Genomic DNA, 17,808 nt, shown 5'->3' with positions numbered 1-17,808 from the left:
CCACTGGCGCGAGGCGGCGCACTTCTTCCTGAGCCTCGTTCAGCGCCTGGGTAAGCTGGTCGTAGCGCGGCCAGTCAGGCCGCGAGCCGCCAGGGTTGGAACGCCTGAATGTGGTACACCTCGACACCCGTTGTTCGTCACTACCGGCTATTGAGCCAAGGGCTGACCCTGCTCGCCCTGGTGCTGGCAGTCGCCTCCCTCACTGTGCTCGATACTCGGGTAGCGTCTCTGCCGGCGAATCAGACGACCCTGGCGCTGGCCCTTATCGTCGCCATCGGTCAATGGCGATGGACACGCAAGGGGGTCTTCACCAGTGCCCTGGTGCTATGGCCACTGTGTCTGTGCCTGGTCACTCTGCTATTCGGCACCTGTGCACCGGAAGACTGGCTGTCACTGGAGCGCCTGTCCGAACCCTTCCGTTGGCTGACGACACCTTCGACTCTGCTGGACTGGCGCCCGCCGCTGGTCGAACTGGTCGTGCTGACGCTGCTGACCCTGGGGATACTGGCGCGCACGCGCTCGAGCCTGGGCGTCCCCTTGCTCCACATGTCCTGCTTGCTGCTGTTGCTGCTGGACCAGACACCACTGCATCACTGGCTGCCTTCAGCGGCACTGCTGCACGCCCACTCGCTCACCGTCACCGCCGTCCTCGGCCTGTTGCTGGCCGGCCAGTGGGTGGGCGTGGTAAGCGGCTGGCGTCCCACCCGCGACAGCCTCAGGCGTGGGCTTTGGCCTTCGACACTTCTGGTCGTGATGACCCTGGCACTTTGGCAGTACCTGGAGATTCAGGCCGATGGCGAACTGCAATATCTAGGACAGCGCGAAGGCCGTGCCATGGAGGAACGCCTGGCTAGCGAATTCAATGACTTTCGACACTCCCTGCAACATTTGCAGGTTTTCCTCGAACAATCGCCGCTCCCGCCCTCTACCGAACGCTGGCAGCACCTGACGCGACCTCTTCGCGACCACTTTCCCTACCTTGCGACGCTGCGCTACGTCGAAGTGACCGGCGGCAATGTGCGAAGCCCCGCGACCACAGTCGTCCCCAGGCCCACTGATATGCCTCAACCTGCCGCGGTGCCCCCCCCGGAGGCCCAGATCACTACCCTCGCCATCGACGCTCCTGCACCGACGATGAAGATCACGCTCTCGCTACCGATTCGCCGTCCCGGTGGAAAGCTGCTCGGGCACTTGGCAGCGACCTTGTCACTGTCAGCCATGGCCGAGAATATGTATACGCATCCCCCCTCGGGGGCGGGGAGCCTGCAGGTCCGACTTACCTACCACAACCGTCTGATCAAGGAATGGCCCATGGAGGGGCATCCGGCCTCGTGGACAGTATCCGTTCCCCTCGACGCCATTCCCCTGCATCGACCCGACAATAAGGCGGCGACAGTCGACACAGCCTATCTACCGCTCGAGCTGACCTTGCGCCCCGATACCCGATTGCTGACGCGCCTGCGCAGCCGTCTTCCGGCTGTCACCCTGATGCTGGGTCTGCTGTTCAGCCAGTTCCTCTATCTGACATTGTTCAGCCAGCACCAGATGGCCTCCCAGCATCGTGCGCTTGCACGCTCCAACGGAGACCTTCGCCGCGAGGTCCGCACTCGCCATCGCCTGCAGCAGCAACTCAGCTGGCTCGCCGACCACGACGAACTCACCGGTCTGCCGAACCGACGTCACCTTCAGGCCACCGCCCAGACCTGGCGGGCGCGCTTGCCCCTGAGCGTTATTCTTGTCGACATCGACCACTTCAAGCGCATCAACGACTGCCTCGGCCATGCCGAAGGCGACAGAGTGCTCAAGGCGGTAGGTCGACTTGCACAGGAGACCCTGGGGGATGACGGCCTGCTGGGGCGCTACGGCGGGGAAGAGTTTCTGGTGATCATTCCCGAAGGACGGCTAGCCGAAGCCAGCGCTGTGGCCGAGCGTCTGCGGCGTGCCGTCCGACAGGCGCCGCTGGCTCATCACGACGGCACGCCACTGACCATCAGCCTGGGGGTGGCATGCCAGGACCAGGCACCGCTAGATCTGGCACGCCTGATACAGCAGGCGGACCAGGCGCTCTATACAGCGAAGCACCAGGGACGCGACCGGGTCGAGCTCTTCGTGGATACCGTCGACGGCGCATCGGACCTGGACACACCGCCCTTCACCGCCTGAGCAAGGCTCGAAACCTGTAACGGGAGTCTTGAGCAACCCGTCGGCACCGCCGACGTTGCCTCAGTGCTTTGCGCTTCGGCAAAGGCTCATCGGCGCTCGGCAAAAAACGTCTTGAGCAGGCGAGAGGCTCGGTTCGCCAGCACCCCACCTTCGACCTCCACCTGGTGGAAGTGCCAGGGCTGGGCGAACAGGTTGGCTCGGGACTCGACCATGCCGGAACGAGGCTCCGCGGCACCGTAGACCAGACGCCGGATCCTGGCGTGGATGATGGCCCCGGAGCACATCATGCAGGGTTCCAGCGTCACGTACAGCGTGCAGCCCTCGAGCCGATAGTTCGACAGGCTCACCCCGGCGTCCCTGAGCGCCTGAACCTCGGCATGGGCGCTGGGATCATGGCTCGCCACGGGGCCATTGGCGCCGCGACCGATGATCTCTCCGGCCGCATCCACCACCACCGCACCGACCGGCACCTCTCCTGCCTGGGCCGCCCGCTCGGCCAGTTCCAGCGCTCGATGCATGTAAAATTCGTCACTGCGCAAGGTGTTGCACTCCCGTACACTGAGCCCAGGCAAATGCTGAACCATTGTCGCGGGCACGGCAATCGCCACCGTGTCACCGCCATCGACTAGCCGGGCTACCCCGGCGCAAGGAGGATACGCGAATGTCGGACGCCTTGAAGGGTCTGGTAGACCTGCTGGGCCTGGAAATGCTGGAAGAGAACCTGTTTCGTGGACGCAGCCAGGACCTGGGGCTTCCCCAGCTGTTCGGCGGCCAGGTACTGGGCCAGGCGCTGTCGGCGGCCACCCAGACCGTCGCGGCGGAGCGTCAGGTGCACTCGCTGCACGGCTACTTCCTGCGTCCCGGCGACGCCGCCATGCCGGTGGTCTATCAGGTCGACCGCGTTCGTGACGGTGGCAGCTTCACCACCCGCCGCATCACCGCGATCCAGAAGGGCCGTCCGATCTTCTTCTGCAGCGCTTCCTTCCATGGCCAGGAACACAGCCTGAGCCACCAGGCCAGCATGCCCGCCCTCGAAGCAACAGAGCCCGGCGACAGCGACGAGATCCTGCGCTTCCCCGGCCACCCGATCGAATTTCGCCATGTGGAAGACACCGCCGAGGACGGCGCGCCCGCACGCAAGCGGTTGTGGTTCCGGCTCAATGGCGAGCTGCCCGATGACCCCGCTCTGCATCGCTACCTGCTCGCCTACAGCTCGGATTTCAACCTGCTGACCACCGCCCTGGTGCCCCATGGCATCCGTTTCGGCGACCCCAAGCTGCAGATCGCCAGCCTCGACCACTCGCTCTGGTTTCACCAGGACGTGGCCGTCAACGACTGGCTGCTGTACGACATGGACAGCCCCTGGGCCGGCGGCGCCAGAGGCCTGGCTCGAGGCAGTATCTACAATCGAAAAGGCGAACTGGTGGCCTCCAGCGCCCAGGAAGGCCTGACACGCCTGAGGGAGCCCCGGGACTAGCGCACGGGAGGCCATCAGGGACGCCTGGAAACCCCGCTAGCCGGGCTGGCGGTAGGCCCGGTGTGATCGAGAAGGTGGTGTCAAGCCGGTGTAGCTCAGCAGGTAGAGCAACGCATTCGGGAGGCAGAGGTCGTAGGTTCGAATCCTGCTACTCCGACCAAGAATTTAGTAGAATCAGGCTCTTGCGAACATTCACGCAAGAGCCTTTTTCGTTTCTGAAGCCCCAATCTCTTCCAGGTGTCAATTAGGTGTCAGCACGCACAACCTCGTGACCGGATGATACCCCACCCTTCCCGGCGCCTCACTACGAAAAGACCCACGTTCGACCCAGTGCATGTGCAAGTGACTTACCGCTTGCCGCCCACGCACATCGTCACGCTGTCAGATTTTCCGTGCCAAAACGGTTGGTCACGCCTCACTATCCAACAAGCCTCCTCTGCCCTGCCCAAGAGCCGCCTACAAGGCTATCTGAAGACCGCTAGAGAACCGATAAGGCCAAGGCTTGGCTTGAGAATAGAAGCGCTTACGAGGGCTCTCAGAAAGCCAGAGACAGACCCACAGTGAAGAGAAGCGAGATATTTCAAGCAGGGGGTACGGGAGCCGGTGGGGATCTGCTCAAGAACACTGGGACGTTTGGAGCTTTTGTAGACCCCCACCCTACTTTGAGAGTGGAGGCTGGAAAGGAGTATTAAATTTTTTCGGGTGATTCCAGACGTTAAGCAGACGCAGCATAGTTACCAGCAATAATTTATCATACTACCTAACATATACAACAACATAGCATGGCATTAAGGACATAATATAAAATCTCATTCACTCACTAAATATCTTTCATTTCCATCCAAAGAAAGAGAAAATGACTTTGTATATGGCTGAAGATTTTCATCCGAGCAATTTATTTCGACCTTCAACTTCAAAGGAGGACTTTCTTTAACTCCAACATCAAAAGTTAGAGGGTATTCAACACCAGTCTTAAAGTATTGTATACTACCCATATTAGCGATTTGCGGGATTTCTGGGTCAGAAGAAAAATTAACATTCGACGCTGGACGACCATTATTTTCAACTTTAATTACAAACGTTTTTCTTCCTGAAGATATGCTTTTCCTGTAGGCTTGAGTTATAGAAAACGAAGGCTGACTCTCCCTCCTCATTCTACTTTCCTCTATTGCCAAGGCTTTAATCTCTGCTTCAACCTGCTCTCTAGTCACGGCAACCATCTGCCTATGTTGCTCAACTGACTTTTTCAACTCATCAGCTTGAAGTCTCAAAACTTCCGTATTTTGCCGAAACTCCTTTTGCTGCTGGATATAACCAACAATTAGCCAGAACAACATCAGCGGTCCAAAAACCCCCGCCAGAAAATCCCCAACTTCATTAAGCGGCATGGTTTTTAAAAGATAGAGATCTCCCCATCTAAGAAACACTATAATTGATGAATAACAAAATGTCACAGCTATCCCAAACCAGTGCATAACAACAACTCCAAATCATGACAACCAAAACACTACAGTAATTTTAACGTCTACCAAAAGCTCTCTGAACAGTCGATACACCACATCCTGCAAGCTCAGCCGTCTTCCTTATACTGAAGCCCTTCTCTCTTAGTTCCCTGATCCTCTGGTGCAACGCCTCGTTCACAGGACGGCCCCTGTAGGCTCCCTTCTCCTTGGCCTTCTCTATCCCTTCAGCCTGTCGCCTACGCCTGTCGTCGTAGTCCTTGCGAGCGACAGCAGCCAGCATATCAAGAAGCATAGCGTTTACCGCATCCAACATACGTCCCGTGAAGTCATCGCTGGCGCTGATCGTCATGGCCGTGTGGCTGGTGGGCAGGTCGAGCGCTACCACACGAAGTCCTGCACCTTGAATAGCAGCCTTCAACTTCTCCCAGTCTCCTTTGGTGAGACGTGTCAGACGATCAACCTGCTCGATGAGAAGAACATCCCCCGGCTGGGCATCGTCAATCAGCCGTACAAGCTCAGTACGGTCAGCCTTAGTGCCGCTGGCGTTCTCGATGTACCAGGAAGCGACCCTGACACCCTTGGCATCACTGAAGGCTTCAAGAGCTTCACGGGCACGACTGGCGTTTTGGTCATCGGAGGAAGCTCGAAGATAAGCGCGGATGAAAGTCACTTTGAACACTCCATGTTCATTAGGATGTGTTCATTATTGACGTACTCGTTTAGGTTGTAAATAAGTATTTATGAATACGAAAACGAGCCTCTCTAGCCCGTGCTCTCTCAGGTATACTCTATTGATCACAGAAAATCATGAGTACGTGCGGATGCATGAATGAACTAGGCCGAGCATCACCCTCACCCTGTTTGAAATATGCGGGATAAAGCCAACATGTAATCCACGCTCAAAACAAGCCCATGGGGCACAGAAGAACGTTGACGGACAAGACTGCTTGATGATAGCGAGAAAGGGAGGCATCTGCGTTTAAACGGTATGGGTTATCATCGCCTTTGGCCTAAAGATAAAGGGATTGTAAATATGACTGAACTTTTGAAGCTATGTCTGGTAACAAGCATGCCCTTCGTGTTCATATTATCCATGGTTTGGTTCTACGATATACGCGCAAAGATAAGAGGGTGGGACTTTGAGAAGGAGAAGCGGGAAGAACATGACAAAAATCTGGCGATGAAACTATGCCAAGGCTGGGACGCCGAAATTATCGATAGGAAGAGTGGTCAGAAGCTGTAGTCTCATACCCAAATTGATCACATATCACACTGGCATCTTGTCGATAAGTGGCGTTCAAGCTTAGCCGCACTCAGAATGAACCATACCCGCCCGTGCTTTCGCCCTGCCCGCTAACACGCTGAAACAAACCTCACCATGTCCAGCCTGGAGATCGCGGAACTGGTGGAGTCTCGTCATGACAACGTAAGCGGACTGTTGAGCGGCTTGTTGGACGAGGTATTGCAGAAGGGTATCAAGAGCAAGCGCTGTATGAGTGTTGGCTTCAGAGAGGGTTGAGCTTGACTGCATCTCAATTGAGATACAAACTCAAAAGTCCACATCCAGGAGGCAACGGCGATGGCCCGCACAACGATGCTGCATGTCCGAGTGGACGAAGATCTGAAGGCAGAAGCCACTGAAACTCTTGCAAAAATGGGTCTTACGGTGTCGGAGGCTGTACGGATTCTCCTGACACGGGTTAGCGCCGAAGGAGGGCTGCCAGCGGGACTCACCAGTGACCCCCAGGCACATGATGCTTGGTTTCGCATGAAGGTACAGGAGGCGCTGGCTGATACACGCCAGGGCATCCCACACGATGATGCAATGCGCCATATCCAGGCCATTATAGAGAGCAAGCGCAATGGTGAAGATTGAGTGGTCAATCTTGGCGCTTGAAGACGCATCAGGGATTGTTGAATACATTTCTGAAGACAACCCTGATGCGGCTCTAAAACTCTTCCATCATATAAAGGACAAGGTAGATCGTCTCCCTGACCATCCAAAGCTGTATAAACCAGGAAGGGAGCCTGGAACACGCGAGATGGTTGTCAAAGATAACTACATCGTTGTTTACCGAGAGTCTGAAGCATTGATTACCATCTTGCGGGTGCTGCATGCTGCGCAAAAATGGCCTTAGAATCGCAAAAGGAATAGTATTTAAACGCAGCAGTAAACTTTTAAACAAACCTCAACATGTCCAGCCGAGAGATTGCAGAGCTGACGGGGAAGCGACACAACGATGTGATGCGGGACATCCGCAACATGTTTGATCAGCTTGATGCCGACTCAGCGCAGTTCTGCGCTCAGTACCGGGACAGCACCGGACCTTTCCTTCCGTGCTTCGCTCGACCGCTACCACACCGAAGTCCTCGTCACTGGCTACAACGTGAAGCGTATGGCAGCCGTCATCAAGCGCTGGATGGACTTGGAAACTGGTGCAGCTAAACCCGTAGCAGTGCTACTGGGCAAGATCAGTTCGAGGCCGTGATGCCCGGTGGTCCGCCCGAACGTCATCCGGTCAGCATGGCCAGGTAGTCCTTGAGCACCACGGCGTTGTTGTGGGTCTCATCCTTCGAGGAAAACACCAGGGTGACCTTGTGCTGCTGGCTGCGCTCGGCCAGGGGTCTGAGCGTTTCCCTCTGCTCCTTCAGCTCAGCCAGATAGCGCTGACGAAACTCGCCCCAGCCCAGTGCTTCGCTGTGAAAGGCCTTGCGCAGGTCATCACTGGGAGCGGCCTCCTTGATCCATTCATCGATACGCGCCTCGTCCTTGGCGATCCCCCGCGGCCAGAGCCTGTCCACCAGCACCCGATAGCCGTCGTTGTCGGCGGGCGCATCGTAGGCCCGCTTGAGCTGAATCGTCATCGTGCCTCCACGTCCGAGAATGTGCTCCATCCTTAACAGACGCATGGCCCGGCCGTCACCCCGTGTGGCTTTGGCAGTCGCGCCGATGCCGATGCCGATGCCGATGCCGATGCCGATGCCGATGCCAATGAGACAATCAGACCAGGCGCCAGCGTCCGACTATTCGAGGCGTTCGAGAATGGTGCAGGAGCAATCCCGCTCCCCCACCTCGTCGATCAGTACCCGATAGCGCGGCAGACGTATGTCGTCACCGTCACCTTCGACCAGGGCCGAGGTATCGATGATCTCGGCGGTGTTACCCGAGGACAACTGGTCCTCGGCTACCATGACCAGATCACGGGCAATCAGCAGGGTGTCGCCAATGTGCATGGGGGCTTCCTCTTGATGGCTCTTTTCTCTTGATGGGGAGCGGCCACGCCCAAGGGCGAAGCCATCTACCGACATTGGCTGGCGCCTGATCATCCCAGTGCTGGCGTGCGCTCGCGCGCCGCCAGGTGCTCGGGCCGTGGGGACTTGGCGCCGAAGGGAGTGACCAGGCGGTTGTCGACGCTGTTGTAGACGAAGAACAGGTTGGAGCGCGGCCACGGTGACAGGTTGCTGTTGGACGCATGCAGCGCGTTGCAGTCGAACAGCAGAATCGACCCGGCCGGCCCCTTGGGCGCCTCGATGCCCTGCTTTTCGATGATCGGTCCCAGCTGCTCTCGGGTGGGTACGCCGATGTGCTGCGCCTTGAGCGAGGTCTCCCAGTTCTGGTCCGGGGTGCGTCCCACGGTGGGAACAAACTGGCGATGGGACCCCGGTACCAGCATCAGCGGTCCGTTGAACTCGCCGTTGTCGGTGAGCATCAGCGAGACACTCAGCGCGCGCATGCCGGGCATGCCGTCTTCTGCGTGCCAGGTCTCGAAGTCCGAGTGCCAATCGAAGCCACTGCCCTGAAAGCCGGCCTTGTCGTTGATCCGCGACTGGTGCACGTAGACACCGCCCCCGAGCAGCTGCTCGACGATCTTCAGAAGCCGCGGCGAGCGGGTCAGGCGATCGAAGCGCTCGGACAATTCGTGCATGCCGAACACCGAACGAATGGCGCCAGAGACAGGATCGGTGATGACCTTGTCGCTGCCGGTCAGCTCGGGATCGCGCTCCATGGCGCTTAGCTCATCGAAGAAGGGCTCGATGTCGTCGGCCTCGAAGAAGCTGTCGAACCAGAGAAAGCCACGTTCTTCGAATGCGGCCAGCTCCTGCTCGTCGAGCGGCCCGGCCTGGCGCTGCTCGGGCGTCGCATGGACGACCGGGCAATGGCGGGCGATATTGCCCATTGGCGCGTCGAGCCGTGTGGGATAGCCATCATCCGAACGGATCGACAGTTGGTTGGGTGCGTAAGTCATGACTCCGCCTCCGTAACGATTCCAGAATGGATCGCCGTGACCGGAGACGCTGTGCCTTGACCGACCTCGGCGATGGACCCCCATCCTGGGCCTGTATCTACCGCGCCGACATAACCTGAGTTAACGTAAACCCCTAATACGCATTCTCCATCGAGCCTGTCGTGCAAGGAGCCTTGCCGTGTCGAACCGGGACAGCTGCATCGTCAAGCATTTTCGCCACTATCACCCGCTCAGCGATGGCGATCGCCAGCTGCTGGGCGCGCTCGAGAAGTCACCGCTGGAGGTCAAGGCCGGCGATAGCCTTTGGGAGGAACGCGATCCTGCCCAGGACTTCTTCACCCTGAGCCAGGGCTGGGCCTTCTCCTACCGGCAGCTGGAAGACGGCGCGCGCCAGATCCTGGAGGTCTACCTCCCTGGCGACGTGATCGGGCTACGCGAATACGCCTTTCATCAGCGTCTTACCGGCGTCCAGATGATCGAGGACGGCACCATCTGCCGCTTCCCCCACGCCCGTCTGACCGACATCTTTCAACAGTCGACCACCCTGACCTCGATCCTCTTCGCCATGGCCAGCCGCCAGCAGGTGCTGCTGACCGAGCGCCTGGTCAATCTGTCGCGACGCAGCGCCAGACAGAAGCTGGCCCACTTCATCATGGAAATGTACGAGCGCCTGGCCAAGACCGCCGGCCGCCAGGAAGACCACAGCATCCGTCTGCCACTGTCCCAGGAAATGCTGGCCGACGTGCTGGGGCTGAGTCCTGTGCACGTCAGTCGCACCTTCAGCGCACTCGACGAGGAGGGCCTGCTGCACCGAAACCGTCATCGTCTGCTGCTGCCTGATCCGGCCGCCCTGGCCGATGCCGGCCAGTTCGACGAACGTTACCTGGCCGACAGCGTATTCGCGGCCAACGACGCGGTGGGCTAGGGCTTGTCTGAAAAGTGCCTGCGCTCGGTAATACGGCGTTAAAAATCGGATCAAAATGCTCATTTACACCCCGTAAACTGCGCTTTCTCACCGATTTTTGCCTTGTCTAACCTTCGCTCGTCGACTTTTCGGACAGCGCCTAGGACTGGTCCACCACCGGGGAATCACCGGCCGCTGCATGCAATTTCGACCAAAAGTCTAACTTCGCCCAGCCATAAAGCCCTCTACTCTTACGATTGTATGCAATGTAAGAGATTTCCTCGTGACTCCGACCACCCCGCTCGAAGCCAGCGGTGCCCGCACGGCCACCGCCCAGGTCCATGAAGCCATCAAGCAACGCATCCTCGACGGCGCCTATCGACCGCTCGAATTCGTGCGTGAGGCGGCGGTTGCCCGGGAACTCGAGGTCAGCCGTACCCCGGTCCGCGAGGCACTGCGGGAGCTGGTCTCCGAGGGCTGGCTCGAGGCCATCCCCCATCAGGGCGCCAGGGTGGCCGAGTGGACCGAAAAGGACGCCCGTGAAGTGTTCGAACTGCGCCTGGTACTCGAACCCATGGCGGTCGGACTCGCCTGCCGACACATCGACGCTGACACCCTCGCCCATCTGGATGACCTGGCCTCGCGCATGGAGGCCCTGACCGAGAGCCCCCTCGATGGTGCGGGCCACAGCGAGCTGGCCTCGCTCAACCACGAGTTTCACCGCCTGTTGATCCAGGCCAGCGACAACCAGCGTCTGGCCCAGATCCTCGAGAGCGTGGTGCGTACCTCGATCATCCGACGTAATTTCGCCAGCTACGACCGCTCGGCGCTCAAGCGCAGCATGCAGCACCACCGCGAGATGCTGATCGCCATCGGCGCCGGCAACGCCGCCTGGGCGGAGAACGTGATGCGCGCCCATCTGCTGGCCGCGCGGGTACTGCACGTGACCGTCGACACCTCGACCGCGACCTCATCGCCCCCGTGATCCTCCCGACGCGGCCCTTTTTGCGTTTCACCCTTCATCTTCCACCCTCGACCTCTGACCACGGACCTCCAACATGAACGAGCTTATCGCCTCACTCCCGCTGGACGACCTCAAGGTGCTCGAACTCGGCCAGCTTATCGCCGGGCCCACCTGCGGCCAGGTACTGGCCGACTTCGGCGCCCAGGTGGTCAAGATCGAGCCACCGGGCAAGGGCGACGCCATGCGCCAATGGGGCCAGACCGACGAGAGCGGCGAACCGCTGTGGTGGAACGTGATCGCCCGCAACAAGCAGTCGCTGACCCTCGATCTGCGCAAGCCCGAGGGCCAGGACCTGCTGCGGCGACTGGCGGCCAAGGCCGATGTGCTGATCGAAAACTTCCGCCCCGGCACCATGGAGCGCTGGGGCCTGGACTACCAGAGCCTGTCGGCCGACAACCCGGGGCTGATCATGGTGCGGGTCACCGGCTTCGGCCAGGACGGTCCCTACGCGTCGCGTGCCGGTTTCGCGGCGGTGTGCGAAGCCATGGGCGGGCTGCGCTACATCAGCGGCTACCCGGACCGCCCCCCGGTCAGGGTGGGGATTTCGCTGGGCGACACCCTGGCCGGGGTCCAGGGCGCCATGGGCGCGTTGCTGGCGCTGCACCAGCGCGAGAAGACCGGGCGTGGCCAGGTGGTGGACAGTGCCATCTTCGAGGCGGTGATGGCGATGATGGAGAGCCTGATCCCCGACTACGCCCGGGCCGGCAAGATCCGTGAGCGCGCAGGCAGCTTCCTGCCCAAGATCGCGCCGTCCAACGCCTATCCCGCCAGGGACGGCCGGGACGTCATCATCGGCGCCAATCAGGACACCGTCTTCCGCCGGCTGTGCGAGGCCATGGGTCAGCCCACCCTGGCCGATCATCCGGACTATGCCGACCATCGCGCGCGAGGCGAGAACCAGCAGGCCATCGACGAGCTGATCGCCGCCTGGACCGCCCACCACGATGCCCAGCATATCGTCGACCTGCTGGCCGACGCCGGTGTCCCGGCGGGCCTGGTGTACACCGCCAAGGACATGCTCGAAGACGAACACATCAAGGAGCGCGGCTCCATCGTCGAGGTGCCGGACCGCCACGGCAAGCCGCTGCCGATGCAGAACGTCTTTCCGCGGCTGTCGCAGACGCCTGGCAAGGTACGCCAGGTCGGTCCGGGCCTGGGCGAGCACACCGAGGCGGTGCTCGGCGACTGGCTGGAACTCGACCAGAACAGCATCGATGCCCTGCGCAAGGACAGCGTGATCTAGCACCGCCAACCAGCGACCACTCTGCCGACAACAACAACCTAGAGGCTCTTGCATGGAACCCCTACTCGTCCTGGCGCTGCTGATCGTATTGATCGCCGTCGGCCTGCCGATCTTTCTGTCCCTGGGGCTGGCCGGGCTCGCCGGCCTGTACATGGCCCGGGGCTCCATGGCGTTCTTCTTCGCGCCGTCATCGCTGTTTGGCCAGCTCAATGCCTTCGAACTGATCGCCCTGCCGCTGTTCATATTGATGGGCAACCTGCTCGGTGCTACGCCGGTGGGCAACAACCTGTTCCAGGCGGCGGTGAGGTGGCTGCACTGGCTCAGGGGTAGCCTGGCGATCTCCTCGGTGGGTGCCTCGGCGGTGTTCGGCGCGGTGTCCGGAGTGAGCCTGGCCGGCGTCGCCGCGGTCGGTTCGATCGCCGTACCGCAGATGCTCGAGCGCGGCTACAGCCGCTCGCTGGCCGCCGGTGCGGTGGTCAGCGCCGGCGCCCTGGCGATGCTGATCCCGCCCAGTGTGCCCTTCATCATCTATGGCGCCGTGGCCAGCGTATCGGTGGCCGACCTGTTCATCGGCGGTATCGTCCCCGGGGTGGTACTGGCCCTGGCGCTGTCGCTCTACATCTTTATCCGGGTGAGTCTGAAGCCCGAGGAAGCGCCCAGCGTCGAGCAACGCTTCAGCTGGCGCGAGCGCTTCGCCAGCCTTGCCCACATCTGGCACGCCGCCCTGCTGGTGCTGGTGGTGCTTGGCTCTATCTATTCTGGACTGGCCACCCCCAGCGAGGCCGCCGGCATCGGCGCCTTCGGCGCCTTCGTGATCGCCGCGCTGATCTTCCGTTGCCTGACGCTTGCCTCCTTCGGCCGCATCCTGGCCAGCACCGCGCGAGTCAGCGGCGCCATCCTGCTGATCATCGGCTGCGCCAAGATCTTCGGCGACTACCTCAACATGGTGCGGGTGCCGCAGCTACTGACCGAATCGCTGACCGCCTCGGGCCTGCCGGACTGGGCGATCCTGCTGGCGGTCATGCTGCTGCTGATCCTGCTCGGCATGATCGTCGATGCGGTCTCGCTGATCGTGGTCACCACGCCGGTGCTGCTGCCGCTGATCCAGGCCATGGGCTATGACCCCCTGTGGTTCGGCATCGTCATGGTGCTGAACCTGGAGATCGCGGTGATCACCCCGCCGGTGGGACTCAACCTCTACGCGCTCAGGGGCGTCTGCCCGGAGCTGTCGGTGGAGGAGATCATCAAGAGCGCGCTGCCCTTCGTGGCGGTGCAGTTCCTGGTGCTGATGCTGTTCGTGTTCTTCCCCAGCATCAGCCTGTGGCTACCGAGCCTGATGCACTGAAGGGGCCCCGATTCACTCGCCCCGCTGGCCAGGGGCAACAACGACAATGACAAGACGGAGACATTCCCATGAACCTGACCCGCCGCCAACTGCTCAAGACCACCGCCTTCGCCACCGCGGGGGCCTCGCTGCTGGGCCCCCAGGCGCTGATGCCACGCCATGCCCGCGCCGCCACCACCTTCACCGGCGTGACCTACCTGCCACCGTCCTACAAGGCGCTGACCTATGGCTCCGCCGGCTTCGTCAACTACCTGCGCGACAACGGCGGCGACGTGCTCGAGGTCGATTTCTACGACTCGGGCCAGCTGCTCAAGGCCGACGAACAGCTTCCCGCACTGCGCTCGCGCAATATCGACTTCATGTTCCACACCACCTCCTACATCACCCGCTCGCTGCCGATCCTCGGCATCACCGGGCTGCCCGGTGTCGTCGGCGAGCTGTACCGCCACCCCGAGCGGCTGCGTCAGGGCAGCCCGCTGTTCGACCTGATCAATGAGGAGCTGGCCAAGGAAAACCTCTACATGCTGACCTCCGGCGGCGGCATCCTCGAGCCCGAATACATCTGGAGCACCCAGGACAACGCGGTGCGCAGCCTCGAGGACATTCGCGGCAAGAAGGTCAGGGTGGTCAGCTTCGAGGCCACCTCGGCGCTGGAGGCCTACGACATCGGTGCGGTGCGCATTCCTTCGTCCGAGACCTACATGGCGCTGCAGCGCGGTACCGTGGACGCCGGCGTGTTCAATATCTCCACCATCATCGGGCGCAGCCTGCAGGAGCAGGTGGACGTGTGCTACCAGCTGCCGATCACCGGCTTCTCGGTGGCGCCCTTCATGCTGCGTGACCGCTGGGACAGCCTCGACGACGACAGCCGTGCGATCCTCGAAGATGCCGCCCGCTGGTACGACGAGAACTTCATCAGCCACTGCAACGACGATATCTATCCCAACGAGTACTGGCCCCAGGTGCGCGAGGAGAACGTCGAGATCATCGCCCCCAGCGACGAGGATCTGGCCGCCTTCAACGAGGCCACCCACAAGGTATGGGACCACTGGAAAGGCGAGGTCGGTGAGGAACTCGGCGAACGCGCCATCAAGCTCGCGCTGGGACAGGCCTGAGATCGCCATGAAAGCGCACGCACAGAGGATCCCCCTCAAGGGCTGGGATGGCGTACTCGCCATCCTGCGCCTGGCCTCGATGGCGGTGCTGGTGTTCATGACGGTGTCGATCTGCTACGACACCGTCATGCGCTACGCCTTCTCCGCCCCCACCCACTGGAGCCTGGAGATCAACTCCTTCCTGCTGGTGTATCTGGCGGTGATGGGAGCCGCCGAGGCCCAACGCTTCGACGCCCATATCCGTATCACCTTCTTCAAGGACAAGCTTCCCGCCAAGGCGCGTCGGCTGCTGGAAGTGTTCACTGGTCTTGCCGGGATGACGTTCTGCGCGATCCTCGCCTGGCGCGGTTATCTGATGGCGGCCCAGGCCTTCGAGTACGGCGAACGGGTGTCCAGCGCCCTCGGCACCCCCATGGGCATCCCCTACGCGCTGCTGCCGATCGGCTTTACCGCACTCGGCCTTCAGTTTCTGATCGACACCCTGGCGAGCCTTTCCCGCGGAGCCCCACTGCCGCCGCCGGACGGCTCCGATCACATCGATGCCACCCACCCTTGAACCCGACGGAGACTCCCGCATGACCACCACGTCACCCGCCCCGATCGAACTGGTCGAGGTCGCCCCGCGCGACGGCTTCCAGTCGATCGCCGATCCGCTGCCGACAGAGCGCAAGATCGAGGTCATCCAGGCGCTGCTCGACGCCGGCATCCGACGCATGGAGATCGGCTCCTTCGTCAGCCCCCGAGCGATTCCCCAGATGGCGGACACCGGCGAGCTGATTCGCGCCTTCGCCCATCGCCGCGATGTGAGATTCTCCGCGCTTGTTCCCAACCTCAAGGGAGCCGAGCTTGCGCTTGAACACGATGTCAGCGAGCTGGTCTACGTGGTCTCGGTGTCCGAGGCGCACAACCGCAACAATGTGCGCCAGTCGGTGGATGAATCGTTGGCGGCCTTCGCCCGTGTGGTCGAGGCGGTTCGCGCCAAGGGCAACACCGCCCTGCGCCTGGACCTTGGCACCAGCTTCGACTGCCCCTTCGACGGCAGGGTCGACTGGCGCCGGGTCGATGAGGTGCTCACTAAGGCGCTCGCCATCACCGGCGAGTTGCCGGTGGAAGTCGCCCTGTGCGACACCACCGGTCGCGCGACGCCCTTCCAGGTGGCGGCCCACTTCACCGAGCTGACCGAGCGCCACCGATCCCCCGCCCTGTCCTGGGCGTTCCACGGCCACGACACCTTCGGCATGGGCGTGGCCAACGCCCTGTTCGCAGCCCGCCACGGTGCCACCGCACTCGACGCCGCCTGCGCCGGCCTCGGCGGTTGTCCCTTCGCTCCGGGGGCCACCGGCAATACCGCCAGCGAAGACCTGGTCTACGCCCTGCAGGGGGGCGGGATGGCAGGTGACATCGATCTTGGCGCGCTGCTGCACGCGGCCGACTTGATCGCGGCACTGCCCGGCGGCAAGACCGAAAGCCACCTGCGGCGGGTTCCGCGTGAAGGCCTGGCCGGGGCAGACGCGGGGGCATGAACCAGCAAACGGCGCCCTCTCCAGCTCCCTCTTTACCACCCTCACCGCCTCCCCAGGTCGGTATCGCCCTGCTGGCCACCACCCTGGTGCTGGCCTTCTCGTCGCTGGTGGCGCTGTTTCCCTCGGCCATCGCGCCGACCCTGGCAGACTCGTTGGGGGTTTCCACCGCCACCGTGGGTATCCAGGTCAGCCTGATCTTCGGTGGCGCCATGCTGACCTCGCTGGTCGGCGGGCCTCTGACCCGACGCTATGGCCCCTGTCGAGTCAGCCAGCTGGCGCTGGGGCTGCTTGGCGGCGGCGCGGCGCTGCTGACCCTGCCGTCGCTGGCCACCTTCGCCCTGGCCTCGCTGATCGCCGGGCTCGGCTATGGCCTGACCAACCCCTCCGCGTCGCTTTTGCTGTTTCGGGTTACTCCGCGTCACCGCCAGGGCCTGGTGTTCTCGCTCAAGCAGACCGGGGTGCCCTTGGGTGGCGTGCTGGCGGGCCTTGTCGCCCCCGCCCTGGCGCTGGCCATCGGCTGGCAGGCGGCTCTGGGCTGCCTGTTCCTGGTCGCCGTCATCGGTATTCTGCTATTGCAGGTTCAGCGCCATCACTGGGACCGCGAGCGCGACCCTCGCACTCCTTGGCTGACCACCCCCCTGGCCGGGCTCCAGGTCGTCTGGCAGCGCCCGGCGCTGCGCTATCTGGCCCTCTTGAGTCTCTGCTTTTCTGCCATCCAGCTATCGGTCTCGGCCTTCACCGTGGCGCTGCTGGTCGAGGATCTGGGCGTCGGCCTGGTCGTCGCCGGCGCCACCATGTCCGCAGTCCAGGTCTTCGGCATCATCGGCCGAGTGCTGTGGGGCCTTGTCGGCGATATCCTCGACGATCGCCTGATCACCCTGATGGGGCTGGCCTGCCTGAGCGCCGGTAGCGGCCTGGCCATCGCCACCATGGACGCCGACTGGCCGCGCTGGACAATGGTCGCGGTGCTGTGCCTCATGAGCCTGTCGGCGCTTGGCTGGAACGGCGTGTTCATGGCCGAGATCACCCGTCTGGCCCCCGCCGAACGGGTGGCCGACGCCGCCGGTGGCTGCCTGGTGCTGACCTACAGCGGGGTGCTTGTCGGGCTACCCCTGCTGGGTGCGCTACATGGGCTGTTCGGCAGCTATACCGCCCTGTTCGGGCTGTTGGCGGGACTTGCCCTGGTGGGCCTTGGCTTTCTGCTGAAGGCGCGACGGGCCATCGCCGCTCCCGGCTGACCGTCGACGCGGTGTGACCAGCGTTCGGCGGCCAAGGGTCGTTGAAGCGGCTGGCTCAAGCGACTG

The 17,808-nt window shown here is 61.8% G+C and carries 19 protein-coding genes; 13 read left to right on the top strand and 6 right to left on the bottom strand.

The genetic code is table 11. The features are described 5' to 3' along the window. Positions 1-108: 108 nt before the first annotated feature. Positions 109-2,163, top strand: a complete 2,055-nt coding sequence (locus C6W88_RS10150; protein WP_083970291.1) for a sensor domain-containing diguanylate cyclase — start codon at positions 109-111, stop codon at positions 2,161-2,163. Between the two features lie 86 nt (positions 2,164-2,249). Here C6W88_RS10150 and tadA read toward each other — a convergent pair whose 3' ends face one another. Continuing rightward, positions 2,250-2,702, bottom strand: a complete 453-nt coding sequence (gene tadA / locus C6W88_RS10145) for a tRNA adenosine(34) deaminase TadA (protein ID WP_108132365.1) — start codon at positions 2,700-2,702, stop codon at positions 2,250-2,252. A 122-nt stretch (positions 2,703-2,824) separates the two neighbouring features. On the opposite strand from tadA, the gene C6W88_RS10140 reads away from it, so the two are divergent. Continuing rightward, positions 2,825-3,640: an acyl-CoA thioesterase gene (locus C6W88_RS10140; RefSeq protein WP_108132364.1), complete on the top strand. Its 816-nt coding sequence runs from the start codon at positions 2,825-2,827 to the stop codon at positions 3,638-3,640. 809 nt (positions 3,641-4,449) lie between these two features. On the opposite strand, the gene C6W88_RS10135 is transcribed toward C6W88_RS10140, so the two are convergent. Beyond that, positions 4,450-5,115, bottom strand: coding sequence for a DUF8453 domain-containing protein (locus C6W88_RS10135; protein ID WP_108132363.1), 666 nt, complete (start codon positions 5,113-5,115; stop codon positions 4,450-4,452). Positions 5,116-5,158: 43 nt separating this feature from the next. After that, on the bottom strand, positions 5,159-5,782 hold the full coding sequence (locus tag C6W88_RS10130; protein WP_231498602.1) for a recombinase family protein: 624 nt from the start codon (positions 5,780-5,782) through the stop codon (positions 5,159-5,161). Positions 5,783-6,682: 900 nt separating this feature from the next. Here C6W88_RS10130 and C6W88_RS10120 point away from each other — a divergent pair. Genes C6W88_RS10120 through C6W88_RS22070 form a run of 3 tightly spaced genes read left to right on the top strand, consistent with a single transcriptional unit; the run spans position 6,683 to position 7,549 of the window. Then, on the top strand, positions 6,683-6,979 hold the full coding sequence (locus C6W88_RS10120; RefSeq protein ID WP_045991985.1) for a type II toxin-antitoxin system RelB/DinJ family antitoxin: 297 nt from the start codon (positions 6,683-6,685) through the stop codon (positions 6,977-6,979). Beyond that, positions 6,966-7,241, top strand: a complete 276-nt coding sequence (locus C6W88_RS10115) for a type II toxin-antitoxin system RelE/ParE family toxin (protein ID WP_108132362.1) — start codon at positions 6,966-6,968, stop codon at positions 7,239-7,241. The genes C6W88_RS10120 and C6W88_RS10115 overlap by 14 nt, the downstream gene beginning before the upstream one ends. 56 nt (positions 7,242-7,297) lie before the next feature. Then, the gene (locus C6W88_RS22070; protein ID WP_083970288.1) at positions 7,298-7,549 is read left to right on the top strand and encodes a Rha family transcriptional regulator; all 252 of its coding nucleotides are present in this window, start codon (positions 7,298-7,300) and stop codon (positions 7,547-7,549) included. A 65-nt stretch (positions 7,550-7,614) separates the two neighbouring features. Here C6W88_RS22070 and C6W88_RS10105 read toward each other — a convergent pair whose 3' ends face one another. From C6W88_RS10105 to thpD, 3 genes are all read right to left on the bottom strand, one after another. Continuing rightward, positions 7,615-7,968: a DUF488 domain-containing protein gene (locus tag C6W88_RS10105; protein ID WP_045991984.1), complete on the bottom strand. Its 354-nt coding sequence runs from the start codon at positions 7,966-7,968 to the stop codon at positions 7,615-7,617. A gap of 159 nt (positions 7,969-8,127) precedes the next feature. After that, positions 8,128-8,337: a hypothetical protein gene (locus C6W88_RS10095; RefSeq protein WP_108132360.1), complete on the bottom strand. Its 210-nt coding sequence runs from the start codon at positions 8,335-8,337 to the stop codon at positions 8,128-8,130. Between the two features lie 89 nt (positions 8,338-8,426). Continuing rightward, a complete protein-coding gene (gene thpD / locus C6W88_RS10090) occupies positions 8,427-9,350 on the bottom strand; it encodes an ectoine hydroxylase (protein WP_045991982.1) in 924 nt (307 codons plus the stop codon). 178 nt (positions 9,351-9,528) lie between these two features. On the opposite strand from thpD, the gene C6W88_RS10085 reads away from it, so the two are divergent. The 8 genes from C6W88_RS10085 to C6W88_RS10050 all read left to right on the top strand — a co-directional run bounded on the left by C6W88_RS10085 (position 9,529) and on the right by C6W88_RS10050 (position 17,742). Next, on the top strand, positions 9,529-10,275 hold the full coding sequence (locus C6W88_RS10085) for a Crp/Fnr family transcriptional regulator (RefSeq protein ID WP_045991981.1): 747 nt from the start codon (positions 9,529-9,531) through the stop codon (positions 10,273-10,275). A 262-nt stretch (positions 10,276-10,537) separates the two neighbouring features. Next, positions 10,538-11,239 (top strand): GntR family transcriptional regulator, encoded by a 702-nt coding sequence (locus tag C6W88_RS10080; RefSeq protein ID WP_108132359.1) that lies wholly within the window; start codon positions 10,538-10,540, stop codon positions 11,237-11,239. A gap of 73 nt (positions 11,240-11,312) precedes the next feature. Further along, complete coding sequence (locus C6W88_RS10075; RefSeq protein ID WP_108132358.1) at positions 11,313-12,521, top strand: CaiB/BaiF CoA transferase family protein; 1,209 nt, start codon at positions 11,313-11,315, stop codon at positions 12,519-12,521. 52 nt (positions 12,522-12,573) lie between these two features. Then, entirely contained in the window at positions 12,574-13,866 is a 1,293-nt protein-coding gene (locus C6W88_RS10070; RefSeq protein WP_108132357.1) for a TRAP transporter large permease, read from the top strand. A gap of 68 nt (positions 13,867-13,934) precedes the next feature. Beyond that, the gene (locus tag C6W88_RS10065) at positions 13,935-14,981 is read left to right on the top strand and encodes a TRAP transporter substrate-binding protein (protein ID WP_045991077.1); all 1,047 of its coding nucleotides are present in this window, start codon (positions 13,935-13,937) and stop codon (positions 14,979-14,981) included. Positions 14,982-14,988: 7 nt separating this feature from the next. Beyond that, the gene (locus C6W88_RS10060) at positions 14,989-15,537 is read left to right on the top strand and encodes a TRAP transporter small permease (RefSeq protein ID WP_108132356.1); all 549 of its coding nucleotides are present in this window, start codon (positions 14,989-14,991) and stop codon (positions 15,535-15,537) included. 19 nt (positions 15,538-15,556) lie between these two features. Then, entirely contained in the window at positions 15,557-16,504 is a 948-nt protein-coding gene (locus C6W88_RS10055; protein WP_108132355.1) for a hydroxymethylglutaryl-CoA lyase, read from the top strand. Then, positions 16,501-17,742, top strand: a complete 1,242-nt coding sequence (locus C6W88_RS10050; RefSeq protein WP_108132354.1) for an MFS transporter — start codon at positions 16,501-16,503, stop codon at positions 17,740-17,742. Before C6W88_RS10055 ends, C6W88_RS10050 begins: the two co-directional genes overlap by 4 nt. Positions 17,743-17,808 lie beyond the last annotated feature (66 nt).

Source organism: Halomonas litopenaei (assembly GCF_003045775.1).
Taxonomy (GTDB): Bacteria; Pseudomonadota; Gammaproteobacteria; order Pseudomonadales; family Halomonadaceae; genus Halomonas; species Halomonas litopenaei.
Note: the sequence above shows the minus strand (reverse complement) of the source record. Positions and strands in the feature narration are given on the sequence as shown.